This is a genomic window from Saprospiraceae bacterium, assembly GCA_016719615.1.
Taxonomy (GTDB): domain Bacteria; phylum Bacteroidota; class Bacteroidia; order Chitinophagales; family Saprospiraceae; genus Vicinibacter.
Genome location: JADJYQ010000001.1, coordinates 1492330 through 1516456 on the forward strand (window position 1 = coordinate 1492330; position 24127 = coordinate 1516456).

Annotated in this window: 21 protein-coding genes; 6 read left to right on the plus strand and 15 right to left on the minus strand. The window is 37.4% G+C overall.

Features of this window, described 5'->3' with window-relative positions; genetic code table 11:
* Nucleotides 1-2: 2 nt before the first annotated feature.
* The 8 genes from IPM92_06145 to IPM92_06180 all read right to left on the minus strand — a co-directional run bounded on the left by IPM92_06145 (nucleotide 3) and on the right by IPM92_06180 (nucleotide 9247).
* Complete coding sequence (locus IPM92_06145; GenBank protein ID MBK9107960.1) at nucleotides 3-383, minus strand: hypothetical protein; 381 nt, start codon at nucleotides 381-383, stop codon at nucleotides 3-5.
* Entirely contained in the window at nucleotides 380-1621 is a 1242-nt protein-coding gene (locus IPM92_06150; protein ID MBK9107961.1) for a hypothetical protein, read from the minus strand. Before IPM92_06150 ends, IPM92_06145 begins: the two co-directional genes overlap by 4 nt.
* An 18-nt stretch (nucleotides 1622-1639) precedes the next feature.
* Nucleotides 1640-2629: a hypothetical protein gene (locus IPM92_06155; protein ID MBK9107962.1), complete on the minus strand. Its 990-nt coding sequence runs from the start codon at nucleotides 2627-2629 to the stop codon at nucleotides 1640-1642.
* Nucleotides 2630-2636: 7 nt separating this feature from the next.
* Nucleotides 2637-4967 (minus strand): CotH kinase family protein, encoded by a 2331-nt coding sequence (locus tag IPM92_06160; protein ID MBK9107963.1) that lies wholly within the window; start codon nucleotides 4965-4967, stop codon nucleotides 2637-2639.
* Nucleotides 4968-4977: 10 nt separating this feature from the next.
* Entirely contained in the window at nucleotides 4978-5202 is a 225-nt protein-coding gene (locus IPM92_06165) for a hypothetical protein (protein ID MBK9107964.1), read from the minus strand.
* A gap of 71 nt (nucleotides 5203-5273) precedes the next feature.
* Entirely contained in the window at nucleotides 5274-5669 is a 396-nt protein-coding gene (locus IPM92_06170) for a DUF4956 domain-containing protein (protein MBK9107965.1), read from the minus strand.
* Between the two features lie 99 nt (nucleotides 5670-5768).
* Nucleotides 5769-8225: a ribonucleoside-diphosphate reductase subunit alpha gene (locus IPM92_06175; protein ID MBK9107966.1), complete on the minus strand. Its 2457-nt coding sequence runs from the start codon at nucleotides 8223-8225 to the stop codon at nucleotides 5769-5771.
* 44 nt (nucleotides 8226-8269) lie between these two features.
* A complete protein-coding gene (locus tag IPM92_06180; protein ID MBK9107967.1) occupies nucleotides 8270-9247 on the minus strand; it encodes a ribonucleotide-diphosphate reductase subunit beta in 978 nt (325 codons plus the stop codon).
* A 395-nt stretch (nucleotides 9248-9642) separates the two neighbouring features.
* Here IPM92_06180 and IPM92_06185 point away from each other — a divergent pair, with 395 nt between their 5' ends.
* On the plus strand, nucleotides 9643-10278 hold the full coding sequence (locus IPM92_06185; GenBank protein MBK9107968.1) for a pseudouridine synthase: 636 nt from the start codon (nucleotides 9643-9645) through the stop codon (nucleotides 10276-10278).
* 45 nt (nucleotides 10279-10323) lie between these two features.
* Here IPM92_06185 and IPM92_06190 read toward each other — a convergent pair whose 3' ends face one another.
* The gene (locus IPM92_06190; GenBank protein MBK9107969.1) at nucleotides 10324-11310 is read right to left on the minus strand and encodes a pyruvate dehydrogenase complex E1 component subunit beta; all 987 of its coding nucleotides are present in this window, start codon (nucleotides 11308-11310) and stop codon (nucleotides 10324-10326) included.
* 49 nt (nucleotides 11311-11359) lie between these two features.
* Complete coding sequence (locus tag IPM92_06195; protein MBK9107970.1) at nucleotides 11360-12715, minus strand: peptidoglycan synthetase; 1356 nt, start codon at nucleotides 12713-12715, stop codon at nucleotides 11360-11362.
* A 336-nt stretch (nucleotides 12716-13051) separates the two neighbouring features.
* Between IPM92_06195 and mnmD the strand changes: the two genes are divergently transcribed.
* From mnmD to IPM92_06215, 4 genes are read left to right on the plus strand one after another with little or no spacing between them, the layout of a single operon-like run.
* Nucleotides 13052-13717: a tRNA (5-methylaminomethyl-2-thiouridine)(34)-methyltransferase MnmD gene (gene mnmD, locus IPM92_06200; GenBank protein MBK9107971.1), complete on the plus strand. Its 666-nt coding sequence runs from the start codon at nucleotides 13052-13054 to the stop codon at nucleotides 13715-13717.
* A gap of 49 nt (nucleotides 13718-13766) precedes the next feature.
* Complete coding sequence (locus IPM92_06205) at nucleotides 13767-14294, plus strand: hypothetical protein (protein MBK9107972.1); 528 nt, start codon at nucleotides 13767-13769, stop codon at nucleotides 14292-14294.
* Between the two features lie 43 nt (nucleotides 14295-14337).
* Nucleotides 14338-15669: a TlpA family protein disulfide reductase gene (locus tag IPM92_06210; protein ID MBK9107973.1), complete on the plus strand. Its 1332-nt coding sequence runs from the start codon at nucleotides 14338-14340 to the stop codon at nucleotides 15667-15669.
* Entirely contained in the window at nucleotides 15662-16432 is a 771-nt protein-coding gene (locus tag IPM92_06215; GenBank protein ID MBK9107974.1) for an SDR family NAD(P)-dependent oxidoreductase, read from the plus strand. The genes IPM92_06210 and IPM92_06215 overlap by 8 nt, the downstream gene beginning before the upstream one ends.
* 55 nt (nucleotides 16433-16487) lie before the next feature.
* Here IPM92_06215 and IPM92_06220 read toward each other — a convergent pair whose 3' ends face one another.
* From IPM92_06220 to lipB, 4 genes are read right to left on the minus strand one after another with little or no spacing between them, the layout of a single operon-like run.
* The gene (locus tag IPM92_06220) at nucleotides 16488-16889 is read right to left on the minus strand and encodes a DUF1801 domain-containing protein (protein MBK9107975.1); all 402 of its coding nucleotides are present in this window, start codon (nucleotides 16887-16889) and stop codon (nucleotides 16488-16490) included.
* A gap of 6 nt (nucleotides 16890-16895) precedes the next feature.
* Nucleotides 16896-19451, minus strand: a complete 2556-nt coding sequence (locus IPM92_06225) for a T9SS type A sorting domain-containing protein (GenBank protein MBK9107976.1) — start codon at nucleotides 19449-19451, stop codon at nucleotides 16896-16898.
* 13 nt (nucleotides 19452-19464) lie between these two features.
* Entirely contained in the window at nucleotides 19465-19989 is a 525-nt protein-coding gene (locus tag IPM92_06230) for an acyl-CoA thioesterase (GenBank protein MBK9107977.1), read from the minus strand.
* A complete protein-coding gene (lipB, locus tag IPM92_06235) occupies nucleotides 19986-20699 on the minus strand; it encodes a lipoyl(octanoyl) transferase LipB (GenBank protein MBK9107978.1) in 714 nt (237 codons plus the stop codon). The genes IPM92_06230 and lipB overlap by 4 nt, the downstream gene beginning before the upstream one ends.
* Nucleotides 20700-20731: 32 nt before the next feature.
* On the opposite strand from lipB, the gene IPM92_06240 reads away from it, so the two are divergent.
* Nucleotides 20732-22471 (plus strand): redoxin domain-containing protein, encoded by a 1740-nt coding sequence (locus IPM92_06240; GenBank protein ID MBK9107979.1) that lies wholly within the window; start codon nucleotides 20732-20734, stop codon nucleotides 22469-22471.
* Between the two features lie 20 nt (nucleotides 22472-22491).
* Here IPM92_06240 and IPM92_06245 read toward each other — a convergent pair whose 3' ends face one another.
* Nucleotides 22492-24096, minus strand: coding sequence for an ABC transporter substrate-binding protein (locus tag IPM92_06245; protein ID MBK9107980.1), 1605 nt, complete (start codon nucleotides 24094-24096; stop codon nucleotides 22492-22494).
* Between the last annotated feature and the right edge of the window lie 31 nt (nucleotides 24097-24127).

Below are 24127 nucleotides of genomic sequence, written 5' to 3' on the forward strand. Positions count from 1 at the left end.
GTTTATCGACGAAACCTTTCACGGCGTTGCAATCGTTGTTCTTCAATAAATTTGAGATAATCTGCAAATTGAGATTCTGTCAGGATGGCTTTGACTTCTTCATTTTTCAAACTATCCAATCCCATAAGAACTGCTCTTACCGAATCTCTGGGTGCTTCGCCGAGTTCGTTTCTTTTATCCTGAGCAAGTTGACCATATTTCAAAAGGATATCTTTCAGCAATTGTTTCTGTTCTTCAGAAAGGGTTAAGATGCCCGTTAACTCGTCCAACTGAGTTTGAATTCTTTCTTCAAGCTTCCCACCTGAAGTATAGACCTGAGCAGATAAGCTGCAACTTATATGCTGAAAAAGAAACAGAAGCGATCCGATTAAATAGATTTTCATAATTTTCGAAACGGTAAGGTCAGATAATTTAAGTCAGGGTTTATTAAGAAATGGCCAGATTTATGCAAATATTGAATGTATTCGTGAAGAATTTCAAATTTTGACTTTATTTGATGAATATTTAACATGTTTATCTCAAGTCTTATATCAACAATATCTTCAGGATCTAGAATTGATGTTTCCATTAATTTAGCCAGATTATATTTTGCTTCCAGTTTTGAAATTCTTTCTTCAAGGCCAAGTTGTTGTTTGCATTTATTTACGAGTTCAACTTTGAGCTTCCACACTTCCTGCACGTACTCCTGTCTGTTTAACTCAGCTGACCACTGTATTTTTAATTTGTTAAAGTCGTAATCTTCATTTAAGTAGTTGTTTCGGATGATATACGGAATTTTAAGACCAATACCTATAGATGCCTTTTCCTGAAGAAGGCTTTCCGGATCTGCTGTATATTTAGCTTGAATAAAATCAAGAATTTGATTGCCGGCTGATTTTTTTATCTTGTACTGAAGCTGTTCAATATCTTGTTGCAAAATATAAATGGTATCGTCATAACTGAGTGCGGTTTTATCATTTTCAACGAATTCAATGATATCTGAAGTTTGTAATACAATAGGATTCAACAAAATAAAATGATCATCAAAATGCAGAAGTTTTTTGGAATGCTGATAGTCTGACTCCAATTTGATTAAATCGTTTTCATATGTTGCGATTTTAATCTCTATTTTGGCAAGCGGCTTTAGAAGTTGGGTGTTTTCCTGCAAACGTATCATATATGTTTTATACATGATTTCATATTGCTGTAGGGCGCTTTTATATGCCGCCAAACATTCAAGACTTTTATAGCCTTCTAATAAACTATAGTATTTATCCAAAAGTAACTTAGCCTTCCATTTTGAATATTCTTTTTCAAGTATTTCTTTTTTTGTGGAATAAATTTGACTACTATACTTGTTTTCACTGTTATTTTGAAAACTTAATCTAAGCAAATATTCCTGTTGATTTAATTTAAAATCATGAGATTCTGTACGAAAATCTAATTGCTTAAAAATAGGTTTGCGAAAATCCATTTTCATAGTCTGTTGCTGGAAGGAATTGAACAGGCTATCGGTATTCCTAAAATGTTCTGTTTGTAAAAAATGAGAAAGTGGAGATTGGGAAAATGAGTATTCAAATCCTAAGATCAGATAAATGATATGTACAATTTTGATTTGATTATGAAGCAAGTACTTAGGCATTTTGAATGACTTTATTTTTTAAAAATGTACTTTTACTTTTTCGCCTTGAAGGAATGGATTCACAAGGGGTATTTGTACCTGAACTTCCCTGCCCCATGCCCTCTGTTCAGGTATTTTTTTAAGTCGTTCCGGAAGGTTTGTAATACGGTTTCCCATTGAGCTGATGGCACCTTTAAATTTGAAGTTCGGTGTATTGATAGATTCTATCCAAAGGCTATCGCCTTCATTTAATAAAGTGAGCTGTTGATCGCCTATGTAAAAAATGACAATACTTGGATGTTCGTCATAAAATTTGACAATCTGTGTAAATTCGGGAATTCTGTCTCCGGCTCCAAAATCTAACTGACCAATCATGCCTTTGTCTGAACTAACAACTGTTAATTCACCTTCAGAATGACGAAGGGCTTCAAGTTCCTTTTGCAGCTTGGAGGCTTTCAATTGATTATTTAAAAGGTAGGCTGTCTTGTCATTGTGTTTTTGGCGAATCTTTAGATTGACTTCAGATAATTTCTGCCGATAATTCGTTTCAAGTTGTTTAGACTCCGGGATATATGTGTTGACAGGATTGGTTATAGAGTCATTGTGTATCAAATATTGTTGACTGGTTATATATTTTTGTTGTGCCTGTCTCAATAATTCACCATCGTATCGAAATTCATTCTCGATTTGATTTTTTTGATTCTCTAAAATCGCAATATCGTGCGAAAGTGCTTCAATAGATGCCTTTAACCTGGAGTCATTATCTGCTAATTCGTATTGTAATGAAGTTTCTTTCGATCGCAAATCAAGTCTGCGCAAAGTCAAAATAGTATCTCCTGTAAGAAATGTTTCTCCTTGTTTTTTATAAACGCGAACGATTTCAACCGGATAGTCAAAATTGACAGATTTGACAGGATTTTCAGCAATTCCAAAAAACTCTTCTGAGTGGGCCAGTTTGTTTTTAAGAACAGGTATAAACCATAAACCGGCGATACTGGCCAGAATGTAAATGATATTAATTTTTTTCAAAACGATCTTAACGTTTTACAATAAGTTTAAACGATTGTTGCTGAAACGACAAAACATAAAATCCATTTTGAAGATGGCCAATATCCAGCCAATCATTTGGTTGGTAATATTGAGTATGTACAATTCTGCCCATGGCATCTCCGATTTTCAAGACATTTGGTTTTTGCTTGTTGGAAAGTAGTTTTACAGAATGCGATGCTGGGTTTGGGACTAATTTTACGGACTCTATTTCATCTTCGTAGTTGACCAGTATCAGGTCGTTATTTGCATTGTAGGTGTGCGTTTGAATGATAAAATTGCCGGTTCCGTTGGGTTTGCGAGCAAAAGCAAGGTCTTCCTTTTGATTTCCAAATACGACGGAGTCTACCAGTAATCCTGTAGAGTCTAACAATAAAACCTCTTCTCCAGAGGCAGATAATTTAAAATTTGCATGTAATCCTGTTTGTTTTCCATTTTCGTCAGCCCAAACAATAAGATAAGTATTCGGTTGAATGATGGTGTTTTGCGGAAATCGATATTTGTCCAAATTTGCAGGATTGTCCGTCATGATCCAGTTACTGATATCAACTGCGTCTGAAGATTTATTGTATAATTCTATCCAATCATCATATTCCCCATCCTGATCAGTTACAGATTTAGTGTTGGAAGCCATCAATTCATTAATGACGACATCTGCCTCAGATGACTGGTTTACTTTGACTTGATAGATATAAACATCGTGTTCTGCTCCTTCAGGCATATAACTGGCTGTGCCGGATGTATTATTGGCAATGGATTCTATATAAAAACGTACAAAACTTCCTGCAGGATGTGGAGGAATCGCTGCACCATAAACCCCATCAGCAGCAATACCATCTTCATGTAATCCATCATCAAACATTTGCGTTTTTTTGAAAGTGCCATCAAAACCAGGTGAATAGTAAAGAAATGCATTTCGAACACCAGGACCATCAGAAATGTTTGCATTAACCGTTAGGTGCTCATGATCAAGTGGCGTTTGATCCAATTGTCCGTTTACCGCATATACAACATTTGATATTTTGTTGCCAATTTGCTTAAACTCAGTATTGTTTAAAACATATACTCTTCTATTGCGCATCCAATTGATCAATACATTTTTTTCACTTTGAAAAGCAGTATAGGTCATTAATTTTTTGGGATCGGCTTGCACTAAGCTGTCGATTAAATTATATAAGTAATTAATCGTTGACACGTAATGAGCGCTATCTAAAGCCTGATTAAACATGGTTCTTACATGCGCCAGGTATCGTTGTCTCAAAGCAGGCACTTTAAATAATCTGTTTGCGAGCGGAAATTTGGTATCGGACTCTTTTAGAAATAAGGACCAGCTGCTGGTTTGGGATTTCATAACAGAATTTGCATCGTATTCCAGAGGAATTAATTTTTCGATGTCTTTTTGGTAAATCGCATAATAATCCATTCCTCCTTTATTGATATAACTATCGTCATCTCCAAACAAAATTTCTTTGGCTAAAAACCACAGCGTACGGTCAACATCCATAACCTTATGAAGTGTATCTTCAAGTTGATCGAGTGGAATTGTATTCAAAACTTTAGTAGCGCGCATGAGATCTGTCCAGGGATCACTTAAAGTTGTTTTTTTCAAAGTGTAATGAGGTTTGTATAAAGTCGTATCATCACCCAGAAAATTAAGCGTTGATGTACCAGCCCCAAATCCACCGCCTGGTTGGCCCGGACCTCCACCGGTTGTCCTTTCACAACGCCAGCGGGTACCTTCATTGCTCAAGAACCATTCAGAAACGTAATCTCCGTCGAGTGCCTGGACATTAGGATATAAACCCCAATCCTGCCCGTTGATATATAAATGAGAAAAATTTGCTTTGAGTGAAGGGCAGAAAGGTCTCGTGATATATTCGTAAAGCACCTCTCTTACAAAGCTATTGTCTTCATATGAATTATTGAGATTTAAAGTTTCATAACCTTTGATGTCTTGGGAGTCATCCATAAAATCCATCGTTATGTTGAACGACTTCTTTTGTGATGTAACTCTTTGATAGGATGTTTGACCTTTAAAACGGACGCCAACATTTGGGTATACTTCACCATTGTATGTCAGGCTGGCCATCAAATCTTTTTTGGTGGCATAGTTAGCAGTTAGTTGTGCCCAATAATCCGGTTGTTCAAAATTGAGTTCTATGACCCTGATTTTATTCAACTGGTAAAAACCATCTGTCTCTGAAGCACCGGTAATTAACCTTTTCCCATCAGTTGAAAACTGCATTTCCAGAGGCAAATTTTGAGCTTCCGCAAGGTTAAGACAGCCTAAAATGGTAAGGAGATTGAATATAGATTTCATTTCATTAATTTTAAACTATTGGATCTTCGAATCGCATTGAAAATCTAATGGTATTCAGTGGTATTCTCTGATGTAATGTTTTAACTAGAATGGTACAGTCATGATCATCAACTTTCTCAAGGTCCCAGGTATATTCCATTTCAAACAGATCAGCAGTTTTACGATTATCTATTCTTGAGAGCTTGCCTTGAATTTTCAATTCTTTAAAAATATCAAATACAAGATTTTCAATCATGAAATTTTCATCATTGATTTGGATTCTCAGACTTTGTTGTTTTTTTGGAAATGATGCGAAAGGCGTTAGCGTTAGTAAGAAGGCGATGATACAAAAAAAGCAGCCCCATATACAGCGATATTAAATGAAAATACGCCACATGCGATACCAATTCCTAAAGCTGAAAATATGAATATCATATTTCTCGGTTGTGTCAAATTGGTCCGAAACCTTATGATGGACATGATTCCCAACATACCAAGTCCTCTGCCAATATTATCTCCAATAGCGATGGTAACAATGGTCGCAATAATTGCACCCAGGATCATGGATTGTATAAAATGACCGGGAGCTTGTAGGTGTTTACTTGTTTTATCGAAAGTAAATGAAATGAGACAAGCGAGTATAAAACTTGCGGTCAAAGCATAAATAACAGATAAAGGCGAGGGATTATCCGTATTTAAGGAATAAAGGGAAAAATCAATCATACTTTAAGTCACAAACGCTCATTACCGGAACAAGGGTTTTTGGTTCGTAGTTTGACCTTAAAGTTAAGCAAAAGTTTAATTAATGTAAAAAATTTAACATTAACCCTGGCAAGAGATACAACCCTCCTCCATGGTACAAACCTGGCCTTCTACAATTTGCTGAACACTTACTTCTGCATTAAGCATTTCATCAATTTTTTCTTTGTGCATGCTTGCAGACTTTGTAGGATTAATCATCTCAACATCTTCAACTGATCCGGCAAGCTGTTTGTCGACAAATCGTTGTTGATGCTTGTCTCCTAGAGTAAACTTGATAGGGTCAACTGCCGATTTGGTGCGCAGGTAATAAATGCCTGTTTTGAGGCCTTTTTTCCAACCATAAAAATGCATCGAACTCAATTTATTGACACTGGCATTTTCCATGAATAAATTTAAGGATTGACTTTGACAGATATAAGCACCTCTGTCTGCAGCCATATCAATAATGCATTTCTGACTCAGTTCCCAAACGGTTTTATAAATCTCTTTTAGGTCTTGTGGGATGGCCTCTATATTTTGAATAGAACCGTTATTAAACATGAGCATTTCTTTCATTTCCTGATTCCAAAGATTTCTCTTTACCAGATCAGCAAGTAGATGTTTATTGACAACAATGAACTCACCAGATAAAGTCCTTCTTGTGTATAAATTGGAAGTATATGGTTCAAAGCATTCATTATTACCCAGCACTTGAGAAGTACTGGCGGTAGGCATAGGAGCAAGCAATAAGCTATTGCGTAGACCATTTTTTATGACATCTGATCTCAGACTTTCCCAATCCCATCTTCCTGTATCGGGTTTTACATTCCACATGTCAAACTGGAAAATTCCCTGGCTCATGGGTGAGTTGGCAAAAGTTTCGTAGCTGCCGAATATTTTGGCCTGATTACAGCTTTCACTGACAGCTGCATAATAAATCGTCTCAAATATTTCCTGATTGAGTTTTTTTGCCGCGGGACTGTCAAAAGGCATCCGCATTAAAATGAAGGCATCTGCAAGTCCTTGTACACCAATGCCAATTGGCCGGTGGCGCATGTTGGATCTTTTGGCCTCTTCTATAGGATAATAGTTAATGTCGATAATTCTATTGAGGTTTCTCGTGATCACTCTTGTGACCTCTGCAAGTTTTTGAAAATCAAAAGTCTGATCGCTTATAAATTTTGGCAGAGAAATGGAAGCCAAATTACATACTGCAACCTCATCTGCAGAAGTATATTCGATAATTTCTGTACATAAATTTGAAGATCTGATGGTCCCCAAATTTTTTTGGTTAGACTTTTGATTGCAGGCATCTTTATATAGGATGTAAGGAGTTCCTGTTTCAATTTGACTTTGACAAATTTGAAACCAGAGTTCTTGCGCCCGCACTGTTTTGCGTGCAAGTCCTGCATCCTCATATTTTTTGTAGAGTTTATTGAAATCCTCGCCATAAACATCACATAAGCCCGGAGCTTCATTCGGACAAAATAAAGACCAGGTACTGTCTGATAAAACCCGCTCCATAAATAAATCAGAAATCCACATGGCAAAGAAAAGATCTCTTGCACGCATTTCTTCTTTTCCGTGATTTTTCTTGAGCTCCAGGAAGTCTTCAATGTCTGCATGCCAAGGTTCGAGATAAATGGCAAAGGCACCTTTTCTTTTGCCGCCCCCTTGATCGACATAACGAGCCGTGTCATTAAATACGCGTAACATGGGAATAATACCATTCGAAGTTCCCCCGGTACCTTTGATGTAACTACCTTTTGCTCGCACATTGTGAATGCTCAAACCGATCCCGCCGGCAGACTGTGAAATTTTAGCACAACGGCTAAGGGTTTCGAAAATGCCGGGTATACTGTCATCAACCATACTGAGTAGAAAGCAGGATGATAATTGCGGCTTTGGGGTACCAGCATTAAACAGCGTTGGGGTGGCATGGATAAACCATTTTTCGGACATTAAATGATAAGTTTCTACTGCGGCATCCAGATCATTGCTATGGATACCGATAGAAGCCCGCATCAGCAGATGTTGTGGCCTTTCAACGACTTTTTTCTCTGCTTTTAATAGATAAGATCGTTCAAGGGTTTTAAAACCAAAATAATCAAAATCATAATCTCGATCATAAATGATGGCTGAGTCTAATCGATCGGCGTTTTGACGGATGACCTCTATGATCTCATCACTGATTAGACCAGCCTTCTTATTTGTAATTGGGTCTATATAATTATACAAGATCTCCATTGTTTCGGAGAATGATTTGCGGGTGTTTTTATGCAGATTTGAAACTGCAATTCTCGCAGCCAAGATGGCGTAATCCGGATGAATAGTTGCCAGAGAAGCAGCTGTTTCAGCAGCAAGATTATCCAAATCGGAGGTACTAACACCATTGTACAAACCTAATATGACCTTTTTCGAGATCTCAATTGGATCTACAAATTGAGCATCAAGACCATAACATAATTTCTTGACTCTTGCGGTGATTTTGTCGAAACTGACTTCTTCACGCTTGCCATTGCGCTTAATTACTTGCATAGAACGGTTGGGTTAAAATGAATTAAAAGGGTTACAACTTTACATTAAAAGTCTTCGTCGATAGTGAATACTTTGGGTGCAATGTTTTCACTTACACCCGATTTTTGGTACTCAGATACCCTCTTTTCAAAGAAATTGGTTTTGCCCTGTATGGAAATCATATCCATAAAAGGGAAAGGATTGTTGGCATTGTAGATTTTATTATTGCCCAATGCAACTAATAATCGGTCCGCAACAAATTCAATGTACTCGCACATTAAATCTGAATTCATACCTATAAGTGCGGCCGGAATGGCTTCTGTAATAAAATATTTTTCGATAGAAACAGCTTCGCGAATAATGTCTTCTATCGTTTGCTTCGGTAATTTGTTTGTAATGTGTTTATTATAAAGCAGGCATGCGAAATCGCAATGCATACCCTCGTCCCGGGATATCAATTCATTACTAAAGGATAAACCCGGCATCAGGCCTCGTTTTTTAAGCCAAAAGATGCTACAGAAAGAACCACTGAAGAAGATTCCTTCGACTACTGCAAAAGCGATCAATTGCTCACAAAAACTGCCTTGCTTAATCCATCTTAAAGCCCAGTCAGCTTTTTGTTTTACGCAATCAAGATTTTCAACGGCATGAAATAAGAAATCTTTTTCTTTTGGATCCTTTATATAAGTATCTATCAGAAGAGAATAAGTTTCAGAATGGATGTTTTCCATCATGATTTGGAAACCATAGAAAAATTTAGCCTCAGGATACTGAACCATGCGAACCATATTTTCAGCCAGATTCTCGTTGACGATACCGTCACTGGCAGCAAAAAAGGCAAGCACATGTTTGATAAAATGTTTCTCGTCATCATTCAATTTCTGGTTCCAATCATCTAAATCTTGTACAAGATCTATCTCCTCCGCTGTCCAGAAACAGGCCTCCGAATTTTTGTAAAATTGCCATATATCATTGTGTTGTATCGGGAATATGACAAATCGGTTCGGATTTTCGACGAGGATAGGTTCTTGTTGGTAAGTCATTGAGTCTCTTGTTTGATTCGGTAAAAAATGAGGAGAAACGGGCACAAATGTATTGAAGATCGCGATATTATATAATAAAAATTTAGATATATTTTTAACTATAATATTTAATTATCTAATAATCAATTTATAGTCTTAAATAAAAGTAAAAAATAGTTCCTAAAAACATATTATAGAATAATTACATATCTGTTTCAAAAATAAGCCAAAGTCAAGCGCTATTATGGCAATTTTATTAACATATTGTTGAAAACTTTAATAAGTTTGTGAATTAGTACATCTTACAAACTGTTAAAAGTTCGATGAGATGTGCAAAACATGTGCAATATTGTTGAAAAGTGTTTGTTTTTCATTCCCAAGCGCTAATATATTAGTTATAATTTTTATTTATACAGGTGGAAAAATCGAAATCAAAATATAAATCTGTCGAAAGTTCTAAGTCATATTCTTATTACGTTTTTCATAAACCTTTTGGGGTTCTTTGTCAGTTTACGCCGGAAACCCCCGGCCAAAAGTGCCTCCGCGATTATTTAACCATTGAATCGGATGTCTACCCCATTGGAAGATTAGATAAAGATTCGGAGGGACTTTTATTACTTAGCAACGACAAAAGGCTAAATCATCAAATTTTATCACCTGAAAAATTTATTGTAAAAACTTATTGCTGCCAGGTGGAAGGCCAGATCAAACCAGAGGCAATATCTCTATTACTCAAGGGTTTGCAGGTTCGTATCAAGAAGCAATGGCTGTTTTTAAAGGCAGTGAAAATAGATATTCTGGAAAAGGATCCGGAATTCCAGGCCAGAGTTCCTCCTATTAGAATGAGGATCCATCAACCGGTGAGTTGGATAAAAATAGGCATCGCGGAAGGCAAAAATCATCAGGTCCGAAAAATGCTCGCCGCTGCAGGATTCCCTGTACTGCGTCTGATCAGGAGTGCTATAGGTAACTTATCGCTTGGGGCACTTCCACCAGGGGATTACAGGCAGATCAGCTTAAAGGAAATTGAAAAAAAAGTGATGGCTGAATAAACTGAATTTCCAGTAGGCATTCATTCAATAATTTGAAGGATCTAATCAATATTTAGTATAGAGGACTTGTTTTACTGCCTTTATCACTTTTTCAGGATTTGGCATATAAGCCTGAACAAAGGGCGATGCATAGGGCAATGAAGTATCTGCTGCATTTACCCGAGTGACAGGTGCGTCCAGGTAATCAAAAGCATGTTTCTGAACCACATAAGTAATTTCCGAAGCAACACCGGCAAATGGCCAGCTTTCATCAACAACCACCAATCGATTCGTTTTTTGGACAGATTGAATCAGGGTATCATAATCCAATGGCCGGATGGTCCGGAGGTCAATGATTTCTGCGTCGATCCCATCTTTAGCCAATTCTGCAGCTGCTGTTTTGACCACTTCCATCATTTTGTTAAAAGATACAATCGTAACGTCAGTGCCTTCTCTTTTGATAGCGGCTTTGCCAATTTCTACAAGGTACTCTCCTTCCGGTACTTCGCCTTGAAGACCATACATCATTTCTGATTCCATAAAACAAACCGGATCATTGTCGCGAATGGCAGCTTTTAGAAGGCCTTTTGAATCATAAGGATCAACACAGGACACAACTTTAAGCCCCGGACAATTGGCTAGCCAACTTTCAAACATCTGACTATGCTGTTGCGCAAGTTGTCCAGCAGCGCCACTCGGTCCTCTAAAAACGATCGGACAATTAAACTGTCCAGCCGACTGCGAGAGTGTTTTAGCAGCATTGTTGACGATCTGATCAAACGCCAGTACTGCAAAATTCCAGGTCATAAACTCAATAACCGGTCTCAATCCATTCATGGCAGCACCTACACCAATTCCTGCAAAGCCCAATTCCGTGATTGGCGTATCGATGACTCTTTGCGGGCCAAATTCTTCTAACATTCCCTTACTTACTTTGTAGGCTCCATTGTATTGTGCTACTTCCTCTCCCATCAGAAATACATGAGGATCTCTTCTCATCTCTTCCGACATTGCTTCCCGCAAGGCATCTCTTAAAGTTATTATTCTGCTCATATCTGGTTTAAAGGCTCAAAAATAATGAATATGAGGGCATTCTAAGGTTTCAAAAAGGACTTTGGTAAAAGTTTGCCAGATCCAGCTTACCAAAGTTTCCTGAACCTGCAAATACAATGACTTCGTATTGGGAGATGCTTGAGACTAAAAGAGCTTTGAGTTGCATGGCATCATTGATGATACTGATATCAGGATGTTCGAATGCCTTCAATAAAAGCAATGGATCAATTTGTTCCATTCTTTTGATCTCCATTGCCTTCTGATCATAATAAACCATTAATTTATCAACAGGACTTGCTGTTTGTGCATAATGCGGTAAAAATTCTGGATTTAAACTGCTGTAAGTATGGAGTTCGACGACTGCAAGTAATTTTTTGCCCGGATGTTTCTCGCGAACTGCTAAAAGACTCGCTTTTAGTTTGGATGGTGCGTGGGCAAAATCCCTATAGATAATTCTGTTTGCATCCTCATAAATGCGTTCCAGTCTTTTGGATGCACCTTTAAAGCTTGTCAATGCTAAATATACATTTTTTAAATCATGATTCAGCAAGATGGATACTGTTATAGCGGCTTGTAAATTTTCCAAATTATGATTTCCAAAAATTTGCAATGGGTAGCGCTCATTTTCGTAAATAAGCTGTGTTTCAGTTGGGCTTATGATATTCGGAGCTGCCTGATATGGATGCAAACTTTCCGGCCGAGCTGTTGATATTATTAATTCCCGGAGAACCGCATCATTTTGACAATATGCGATTTGCGTAGCAGCAAGACCAGTCATTAAACGTTTTCTAAAGGCGTCCAGATATGAGTCAAATGTTGGAAAGACATTATAATGGTCCCAGGCGATTCCGGTAATCACTAAAATTTGAGGACTGTAGTGCATAAATTTTGGTTGAGAATCCAGGCAAGAACTCAGATATTCATCACCTTCTATAATCGCAAATGGAGCTTCCGAAATTCTGACCATATTCGAAAAGCCTTCCAATTGAGATCCTACTAAATAATCGAAATCCAGTCCAAGTTCTTTAAAAATATGCATGATCATTGAAGTAGTGGTCGTTTTACCATGACTACCAATGACTACGATTTGAAATTTTTCTTTGTATGCTTTTTGAACATATTCTGGAAACGAATAGATTGGAATTCCCAATTGGATAGCTGCCAGAAGTTCCGGATTGTCATTTTTTGCATGCATTCCAAGAATGATAAAATCAATTTCAGTGCTGATTTTATCCGGAAACCAACCATCTTGATCCGGTAAAAGTCCTTTATTCAATAATTTTGTGCGTGCAGGTTCGAAAATCTGGTCGTCACTGCCACTTACCTGATGCCCGTTTTCTACTAAAGCCAGGGCCAGATTATGCATTACACTGCCTCCGATTGCGATAAGATGGATTTTAGCCATGTATTATACCATTATTTTAACCGGTAAACATAATGAGATTTTGTCGATAATATTTTATCTTTGACCCTCGTTAGAGCTGTATTGGTTCATCATTAAATTGACGTATATGAAAGTATTCAAAAATCAAAAATTACAGACAATCTTAGGTTTGTTGGTTTTATGCGGCCTGAGCTCCTGTAGCAGAGGCTATGGTTGCCCGTATGATTTTTCTATAACTGATAGCCTGAATATGGTATTTCAGTTGGCTACCCAAGTTCTGATTTCCCTTTTTTAATAACATTATATTCTTTTAAGAAATAAACCAGTTTCTTCAGGAAGCTGGTTTTTTTTTGCACTATGTTAAGCATTTTTAAAACTTCTGATGGCTCTGACACTATTTACGATGAGGTGAACAATTATTATTACCATTCGGTGCATGGTGCCATTACAGAAAGCAAGCATGTCTTTATAAATTATGGCTTGCACACGATGGCTTCCAGACTGGACAACGTTCGCATTTTCGAGATGGGTTTTGGTACCGGATTAAATGCTTTCCTAACCTACTTATATGCTGTGAATCATGGAAGTTTAAACATTTCTTATACAGCGATCGAAAAATGGCCTCTTCCTGACTTTCTCTATGAATCGCTAAATTATCCTGAAATTTTACAAACGCCGGATGCTAATGAGCAGTTCTTATCATTCCATCAATGTTCCTGGAACCAGGCCAAGCGATTCACTGAGAATTTTATACTTGAAAAAATCAATGGAGATCTAACAATATGGGATACACAGGAATCCTTTGATTTAATTTATATGGATGCATTTTCTCCCAACGATCAGGCTGAACTATGGGAAGAAGAAGTGTTACTAAAATTTTACCGTATGCTCAGTCACGGCGGATTATTGACGACGTATTGTGCCAAGGGTGATTTCAAAAGAAGCCTCAAACGAATTGGCTTTAAGGTGGAAAATGTACCCGGTCCAATGGGCAAAAGAGAGATGACACTAGCTTATAAATAGAAGGCTCTTAATTTATAATATCTTTGCAACTTAAAATATATCTATGGGTTTGGATAAAATACTTGGAATAGGCTCAAGGGTTAAACATCCTGCTTTTGGTGATGGGGTGGTTATTCATATTGACGTGGCGGCATATAAAGTATGCTTCGTTCAATTCGGAATCAAGTTGGTGGGTAAAGATTATCAACAACTGGAAATCATTGAGCGTATAGAGCCAGAAGAGGCAGTCAGCTTTAATGAAGCTGAAAAAGCTTTGGCTAAAATTTTACGTGCCTGGTCTGATATTACAGAAGTAGTTCCATTGGGAGATAAATGGAAAAACGGATTGATGATCTTAAAACCGGGAGAAGTTGGCTTGAAAGAGAAAGAAATACCAATTGATCAATTTTTTCACAAAATTGTAATGGTACGGGATCGACTCAGAGTCATGGAGCAACGCATTAACAGCAGTAAACTTGAAGACGAAGACAAAGTCAATTTACAGCAATACATTACCCGTATTTACGGAAGTCTTACAACGTTTAATATTTTATTTCGCAATAAAGAGCAATTTTTTGTAGGTGAGAAAACTGAATAATGTAGCGCTCATTTTAATCATATATTATACGATCGTACCATAAATGCAAAATCACCGATTTCTTTTTTTTATTTCTATTATTACAATAGCTGTTTATTTTTCTGCTTGCGTTAGCATTCCAAACAGATATGAAGGATTAGCTCCTGGTCCTTGGAGAGGTTTGTTATTTATCAACCAACACAAGGAACTCATTGTAACGGAAGGAAGGAAAAAAGATGTAAAAAGAGACGTCGATTTTGAAGAAAAATCAAATTTCGTCGCTTTTAATTTTGAAATTGGAAATGCTCCGGACGGAAAACAAATCATGACGGTCATTAATGGAGCAGAACGAATGGTGTTTGATGAGATTAGCCTTGGACGCGATATTCGAACCGGAGATGATACTTTTTACATAAAATTAAGTCCATATGATGCATGTTTGAAAGGAATTTTTGAAGGTGACAAAATGAAAGGTCACTGGATCGTTTTGGATAAATCAAATTATTCGATGGAGTTTGAGGCAAAGTATGGGCAATCACATCGTTACAAGAAAACAAATCCGGCTAAAGTTGACGCAACGATTTTCGGCCATTATCAGGCAAAATTTGGAGTAGATACGGAGAAGCCGTATGATGCCATTGGTGAATTTGAGCAAACAGGAGATAAGCTCACGGGTACTTTTCGAACAGAATCTGGTGATTTTAGATTTCTTGAAGGGCAGGTTGTTGAAAATGAACTTTGGCTTTCTACATTTGATGGGTCTCACGCTTTTTTGTTTCATGCCACGATTACCGGAGATTCTCTTGATGGAATGTTTTATTCTGGTATCCATTATAAAACTCAGTGGAAGGCTGTAAAGGTAAAAGAAGGTAAATTGAAGCATGCGGATTCATTAAGTACTGCTGTTTCTTCTGAACCTTTTTATTTTGGTTTTGAAACTCCAGATGGTCAAATTATTGATTTCAGAGATGAAAAATTCAAAAACAAATTGAAACTCGTGCAAATTATGGGATCCTGGTGCCCCAACTGTCTGGATGAAGCAGTTTTCTTAAATGAGTATTTTCATAATAACCCCAATGACAAGGTGGTTGTGCTTGGATTGTCCTTTGAAAGACATCCGGAAAAACAAAAAGCGATGCAAAGAATCCTAGATTTTAAAACAAAATTAAAACTTGCTTATGATATTGCATTAGGCGGAAAGGCCAATAGAGATTCTGCATCCAAGGTCATTCCTCAAATATCACAGTTGATGGCCTTCCCCACCCTGCTTTTCGTAGATCATCATCATAAGATAGTTAAAGTTCATACCGGATTTGATGGTCCTGCCACTTCCAAATATCAAGAATATATTCGGGATTTCGAAACTAACATTCGTAAGTTTACCGAGCATGAATAAAACAGTATTCATAACGGGCGCCACATCAGGCATTGGAAAGGCCACCGCAGAATTATTTGCGGCAAATCAAACCGGGCATCTCATTTTGTGTGGACGGCGTAGAGAATTACTAGATGCCTTAGAACTGCAGTTATCTGTATGGAATAATACGCGTATTACAAAATGCTGTTTTGATATCCGTGATTTTAAGGACATTGAAAATTCTTTACAACTTATTTCTGAGCTGCTTCCACAAGTTGATATATTAATCAATAATGCGGGCCTTGCAAAGGGTCTTGAGCCAATTCATAAAGGCCATTTGGAACACTGGGAAACCATGATCGATACCAATCTTAAGGGATTGTTATATGTCACGAGATTGATTTCTCCTTACATGGTTGAAAAGGGTTCCGGGCATATTATAAATATCTGTTCTACAGCAGGAAAAGAAGTTTACCCTAAAGGAAATGTATATTGTGCTACTAAATTTGCTGTGGATGCACTGACCAAAGCCATGCGGCAAGACCTTTTCCCTTACAATATCAGAGTAAGTCAGGTTGCGCCGGGTCATGTTGAGAATACAGAGTTTGCATTAACGCGTTTCGACGGTGATCAGGAACGCGCAAATATTTATCAGGATTTTACACCATTGAATGCTAATGATGTTGCAGATATCATCTATTTTATTTGCTCGCGTCCTTTACATGTTAATATCCAGGACATTCTTGTGATGAGTTCACAACAGGCTTCGGCAACGCTTGTGGATCGTTCTGGAAGAAAGTAAAATTAATATTTTAAGCTTATTATAACTTACCATTCAAAATATTTGCAACAACTTTTCAACTTTTAAATTTTAGCAATTGATCAAGTTCTGCAGATTGTAAGAGTAAATCCCGAATCAACTGTTCTCTTATATCAGCAGTTGAATAAATGGTTTTGATAAAAACTTGCTTTCTGTTACCCTGATTTAAATATGTATTTTCCGGTAACAGGTATCCCAGGGTAAAACCCAACTCGACGCCTTCTTTGATTGTTTTTCCCCAGGGCACAGCTCCGGGCCAGATAAATGCAATGCGTTTATGCAGGGCATAAAAGGGAACATTATACGATAATTTTTCTTTTACATCGGGCAAAGTCGACATAACAATATCCCGAAGTGATTCAGTAATTATTTTTTGATCCTTTGGTAAATATTCAAAAAACGCATCCAGAGAATGAAAATGAATATTCTGAAATTTCAAACCTGCTTAAATCTTTAGAAAAGTTAAAGGATTGGATATGCCTTTCAGTCGTATAAAATAAATCCCATTTTCCAATTGTTGAATATTGATTTTATCATTAGATTGGAGATCCAATGTTCCAATTCCTACAATCTTTCCAAACATATTGATGAGTTGATAACTTATTATTTTTTTAAAATTCTGAGGATAATTTAGTTGTATACTTTGCGTTGCAGGATTGGGATAGACTTCAAATGCAAATTCAACATATTCGTTTTTATTATCGACTATAGGTTTTAAAATAGATTGCAAAGGAAAACTCATAATGGATTTGCCATAAGTACCTGCTACTAAAGTTTGCTCTGCGTCATTGATGCCTAAATCAAAAACTTCAATAAATGGCATATTGTCGCCTACTCTCTTCCAATCTTTCCCTCCATCAATACTTGCATAAACACCGATATGATTTCCAATAAATAAAACAGAATCACTTTTTGAAGGATAGACTAAAATATCATAAATAGGCAGATCCGGTAAATTGCCTTGGATACTCGTCCAGGTTTGCCCGCTGTTTATTGTTTTATAAACATAAGATTTAAAGTCATCACCTCTATGTCCGCTGAGTGTAACAAAGAAATGAGTTTTATCAAAGTAAGAACATTTGACGGATGTTATATAGCCTTGTGGAAGACCTGCAGAAATATTTTTCCAATTGTTTAGAAATTCATTTGTGGACCAAACATTTCCATTAAGCGTTCCGGCGATAATCACATTTGAATCTAAAGGAGATTCATCCAGACTTGTGATGCTTGGATTTGAGCGCGCCGGATATTTTCCATTGGCTACGAGATTCGGACTGATGGCAACCCAATGAGCAGCTGTATCTTTATAGTTCACATAAACAGATGTTGATCCTGCTAATAATTTGTCGTGATCATGTCTGGAGATCATATACGGAAAATCCCAGTTACGGGTTCCGGAAATGCCCCTTGTAAAGGACCTCCAGTCGCCATTATAATACTGCCAGATATTTCCATTTTGGTATTCGGCATAATAGATATCCGGGTTGCCGGGTTTGAATTCCATTTGAAATCCATCTCCACCAAATATTCTTTCCCATTCAGAGATGTTCATTTGGTTACCACCTGTGGATCCGTTATCCTGTAATCCGCCGTAATATAAATCTGGAATGTTTGGATTATACGCGACTCGGTAGATTTGATTAGTAGGAATGTCTTCTATATCTTTCCACTCATCATCTGCAGCCATGTAACGATACAAACCTCCATCTGTTCCTAAAAGCATATCGCCGTTGTCCAAAAACACAAGATCGTGTTTGTCGGCATGCACTTCATAACCTGACCAATCAGGTGCCGCCGGAAACCAATTTTTTCCACCATCGAGAGACCTGAATATATCAACACCCAATACCAGTAAGTCATCTGCATCTTTTGGATTGACCGCAATGGTTCTGAAATACCAACCAAATCCGCCCAATACATCACATGCCAAACCTGAACTATCAGAAACTGCATTTAAATTTTTCCATGAAGTTCCGGCATTTTCAGTTTTGTAAATTGCGTACAAATGATTGGAATTTGATCTGTTGCACGAATAGGTACGAACATATCTGGCGTAGAGTATATCTGGATTACTTTCTGAAAGCGCAAGAGCGATACGGCCATTTATGCTATCACTGGGTAGCCCGTTTGTAAGTTTTATCCAATTGGTGCCACCATCAGAAGTTTTAAAAATTTGGCCATCTGGTCCGACGACAAACGAACGATTGTTAGTACCTAATTTATTCCAGCTGGCGATATATAAAACATCTGGATCCGTTGGATGCATAGCAATATCAGTAATACCTGCTGAGTCGTTGAGATAAAAGACTTTTGTCCAATTTTTACCTGCATCATTGGATTTGTATAAACCTCTATGTTCGTTTTTTCCGTAACTGTAACCCAAAGACGCTGCATAAACGATTTGAGGGTTTTTTGGATTTACAGCTAATTCGGAAATGACACGGGTTTCTTTTAAGCCTGAATAGGTCCAGGTGTTACCTAGATCCGTACTTTTGAATACACCTGCCCCCTGACCACAGTAAAATCCGCCACTGTGATCGCCGGTTGCGATATAAAGGATGTTAGGATTTTGTGGATCAAAGACGATATCACTTACATACAGCGTGGATTGCTGATCAAATACTGGCACCCATTGGGCTCCGCCATTTAAAGTTCGGTACGCTCCGCCATGAGAGAATCCTATGAAAATAATATTTTCATTGTCAGGATGCACAGCAATGGTATTTACTCTTCCACCCAAGTTACCTGGACCTTGAGTAGACCATTTACCCGGAAATGCAAAGTGAGGATTTCTGAAGGCTTGTTGTTTTTTAAAATCAATAATTTCGTTTTCTACTTTTCGCAGGAAAGCTTCATCAGGAATGCCAATTTTGTCCAATAGATATAAATCATCCGGAGGAATATTTGAAATATCTACAGGAACTATTTCATTTTTTGTGGAACAAAACCAAAGAGTTGAGGAAATAGTCAAAGCCAAAAAAATAATGGAAATATTTTTCATTGGAAATTAACATTTAAGCGTTTAAAAAATCTTTAGATTGCGTTGCTTCTGATGGCTTTAATCTGCCACTATGCACCAATCGCATTTCTCTGCGCACGATCGCTTCATCGAATAATTTTTTCTCAGCGTCAGTTTCAGGAATCACGTGCGGAATATTTTTGGGACGCATGGTCCTTTCATCCAAAGCTACAAAGGTGAAAAATGCCTGATTAGATTTCCGGGTTTTATTCTGAAGCACACCCCTTGTAAAGACTTCTAGATACACTTCTACTGAAGTGTGAAATGCTCTTGTTACATATGCTTTAATATTGACTACATCTCCCAATTTGATGGGCTCCTGAAAGGTAAGATGATCTACAGATACCGTAACTACATGTGAATCGCAATGATTACTGGCACAAATACCAGAAGCAATGTCCATCCATCGCATGAGATTTCCACCCATTAAATTGCCTAAAACATTGGTGTCGTTGGGCAATACCAGTTCATTCATTTCAATGAATGATTCAGATACTTTTTTACTAATTTCTGTTGTCATGTGATATAAAGTTCAAATGTATTTAAAAAATGTTGAATAAATTTTGATTTAACGTCCTCCATTGAAACAGGAAAACCCAATTCTTTTTTGAGAGAAGTTACGGGTTTTTCTTCTACATTAATACCACAAGGGACGATGTATTTAAAATAATCTAAATCTGTGTTTACATTAAAAGCCAAACCATGCAGGCTTACCCACCGGCTGAGGTGGACTCCAATGGCACAGATTTTTCGCGGTTTTGTGCCATGAATATCTATCCAGACACCTGTGAGCCCAGAAATTCTATCTGCAGCAATGCCGTATTCTTTTAATACGAGAATGACAACTTCCTCTAAGGAACGGATGTATTTATGGACATCTGTAAATATTTTCTCAAGGTCAAGAATTGGATAAGCAACGAGTTGACCGGGTCCATGATAAGTAATATCTCCGCCTCTGTTGATCATATGAAATTCGGCATTGATTTCTTCCATTTTGTCCAGGGGTTGCAATAAATGGTCTTGTTGACCTGATTTTCCCAATGTAAAAACATGGGGATGCTCACATAAGATGAGAGCGTGAGAAGTAAAATGAAGCCCCGCCGGGTCTTCCCTTTTTTGGGCAATAAGGTTCTGGTGTAGTTCACTTTGTAATGCCCATACATTGGAATAAGGCTGTTCCCCAAGGTCCAGTATCTGTAATTTTTTGGTTAAATTCCTTTGATTATCAATCAAATGGCTATATTTTTGATAAAAATTTGAGGATGCGCACAAAAATAACACTCTTGGGTCTTATAACAGGGCTCAGTCTTTCTGTAATTAATGCTCAGAAAGCCCCTGATTTCACAATTACTGATTTTAATTCCAAGACTCATAAGCTTTACGAGGATTATCTCGATAAAGACAAAGTTATCGTCATAAAGTTTTTCTTCGTGGGTTGCCCGCCTTGCGCCAGCATAGCACCCTATGTACAGAGTGCATACACAAGATGGGGCTCAGGATCTGGTGATGTGGAATTTTTACAGATTACTACGCTGAGTTCAGATAAAAATGCCAGTGTGAAATCTTATCACCAGTCAAAAGGTCTGACTTTTCCTGGAGTTGGATCAGATGGTAATTCTGCCCAGGCACTTTCTCCCTATAAAAGTGGAAATTTTGGAACGTGGTACGGAACCCCAACTTTTGTCGTTATTGCGCCTAATGGAGATGTGGATTACAATGTCAATATGAGTGCTGGAAATCCCTATGGATTAGATACAGCTATTGCAAGGGCATTCAGGAAGGTTAACGGCGGCGGCGGCGGCGGTGGCGGTACGGGATGCACAAATGCTTTCTCCGTTAAAACAATAACTTCAATTCAACCTGAATCCTATTTAATCGTAGATTATTTAAATGGGAATCCTGCTATTAAAATGGATTCAGGAAGCTATAATTGCGAATTCCAGTTGCCGCAAAATTTGGATGGCATTTATGTCTTGCCTTATATCGGCAGTAAGGCTGATCCCGTCTCTGGTGTGACAACAGGTGACATCGTTCGTATTCAAAGGCATATTCTCAAATTGGATACTTTGAATAATCTTCAACAAAAAATAGCAGATGTAAACAATTCCTTTTCGGTAACTGCTGCAGATGTCAGTGATATCCGGAAATTGATTTTAGGTGTAACTTCTGGCTTTAGTAAACTCACTGAATCATATGCAGTCGTACATAACCCAAAATCCAGGAATATTTTTGATTCAGATAATAAAGTTTTGATAAAAGATCTTGTGAATAAAACCAAGATCAATGAATTTGGTATTGGAAAATATGGTGACATTACCGGAGCTAATTTATTTAAATCCAATGAAACTGTAAACAGAAATTCAAGTAATGTTCAAGTTTATGTTGAGCAATCGAAATTGGAAAATGGAAACTACCAATATTCATTTTATATCCAAAATATTGATGACCTGGAGGCTTTTCAGTTTGCCGTTAATTTCCAAAATACTTTCATCGAACAAATCTCGACCGGACAGCTGGACCACCCGACTTATGAAATGGACTATTCTTTAGAATCAGCAACAGGAACGATCAGAATGATGGCCTGGAAAAAATCAATGTATGGCCAACAATGGAATAGTAAACAGGCTGTGTTGAAAGTTATAAGTTATGGTGAGGCAAGTATTTCGAAAGTAGATGAGACTTTGTTTCCAACTGAATTTATATTTTCAAATGACCGTAAAACGGAAGACTTTAAACTCATGTTTGCGAATCATTCCAAAAACCAAATTTCTTTGATTTTCAATAATGGTTCTAAATTAATTCAACTACAATCGTCTGATCTGATTAAAAATTTGGAAGTATTAGATGTGCACGGAAGGAATATTTTCCCAGATTCCAGATTTATATCCAACGGAAGTCATCGTATGGAGATCAGAACTGATCTTTGGCCAAGCGGGATATACTTTGTGAAGGTTTTCGGTGTGTCCAAAGCGCCATTCGTTAGCAAGATATTTATTCCCTAACAATTGTTAGTTCATGAATCTCAATAGGTTTCAGACGTCTCATTCAATTTTAATAAATTGAGAGGATTGGTCTTTAAATTCCGAATATGGTTTTGAGCAAACCAGGCAGTTTGGTCATAAAACAAAACGATAACCGGTGCGTGCTCAATGAGTATAGCGTCTAATTGTTGATAATATTTTCGCCTTTTGTCGGGATTGATTTCAGAAATGGCGGTCTCATATATTTTATTAAATAGCGGATCATTAAATCGGGTATAATTTGGTGGAGCCGTATTAGGTCCGTAAAAAACAGTCATAAATGATTCTTCATCGGGGTAATCTGCTATCCAGGATGCTCTAAAAATGGAGACATCACCTGATCGCATCTGTTCTCTTAAGCTTGCTGTTTCAACCAAATCGATGCTTACGTCTAAGCCAATTTCTTGCCACTGTTTTGCTATAAAAGTCATTAAATCTACATAATCCTTGTTCGTGCTAATGACAAGTTCAGGAATATTTTGAATGTCTGAAAAGCCGCATTGCGCAAATAACTGCTTTGCTTTTTCAGGGTCGTATGAATATCCAGGATTTTGGATCGGGTCATATGCCGGTAATCCTTTTGGTATAAATCCCGATAATGCCGGGGTACCAATTCCAAAGCGAAAATTTTCAACCAGTTTCTTTCGATCAATCGCGTAGTTGAGAGCCTGTCTGAATGCCTTCATATGTAAAGGATGTGAAGGATCCAATTTACTTGTGTTTATCCCAATGTATTCGGTGTTTAGGTAGTCGCCTTTTAATAGTTGAAACTTCCCCTCTTGGTCCTCTCGCAAGTAACCTCTTGAATTTAGGATTTGATGGGCGAAGCCCGTATGGATACCTGAGAAAAAGTCTAATTGATTTTTAAGAAATTCTAAATAAGCTGTATTTCTATCCTCCATGAAACTGATTCGGATGCCATCCAAATTTGGAGCTTTAGCATAATAGGCTGGATTACGTTCGAGAAATAACCCTTTTCTACCTATCCATTTTCGAAGTCGGAATGCGCTGGTTCCAACCGGATGTTTTGAAAATTGATTTCCGTATATGTTGATGGCTTCAGGAGGATAAACACTGCAATATGCCGATGTAAGTAATTGTAGCAAAGGTGCAAATGGACTCAGCAAGTGAATTTCGAAAATGCTATCGCCAACAGAGCGAAAAGGTTCGTCTGCTATCACTTTAGTTTTAAATATCCAGGATCCGGGTGCACTCAATTGATCATCAATCAGTCTCTTAAAACTATAAACTACATCTGAAGCGATTAACTTACGGGTAAGTGGAATTCCAAAACAGGAATCTATATGAAAGTAAACATCATTTCGGATGTGAAACCTGTATAGATTTCCATTCTGAAGGATTTCCCAGGAAGTTGCTAATTCCGGGATGATTTTCATTGAATCATCCAAATCGACCAGTTGGTTATACAAGTGTTCTATGGCCCATATATTATTTTGCGATTTTGCAAAAGCAGGATCCAAAGAATTGATGAGATTTGGCTGATTGTAATGAAATACGGCAGGTTTAAAAATTGGACTGTTATCTTGTACATTACACGCATACAACAAAACGAAAAAAAGCCAGGCATTATTTGGTTTTATATTCATGCGATGTGCTTCACTAAGTAATTCCTGAATT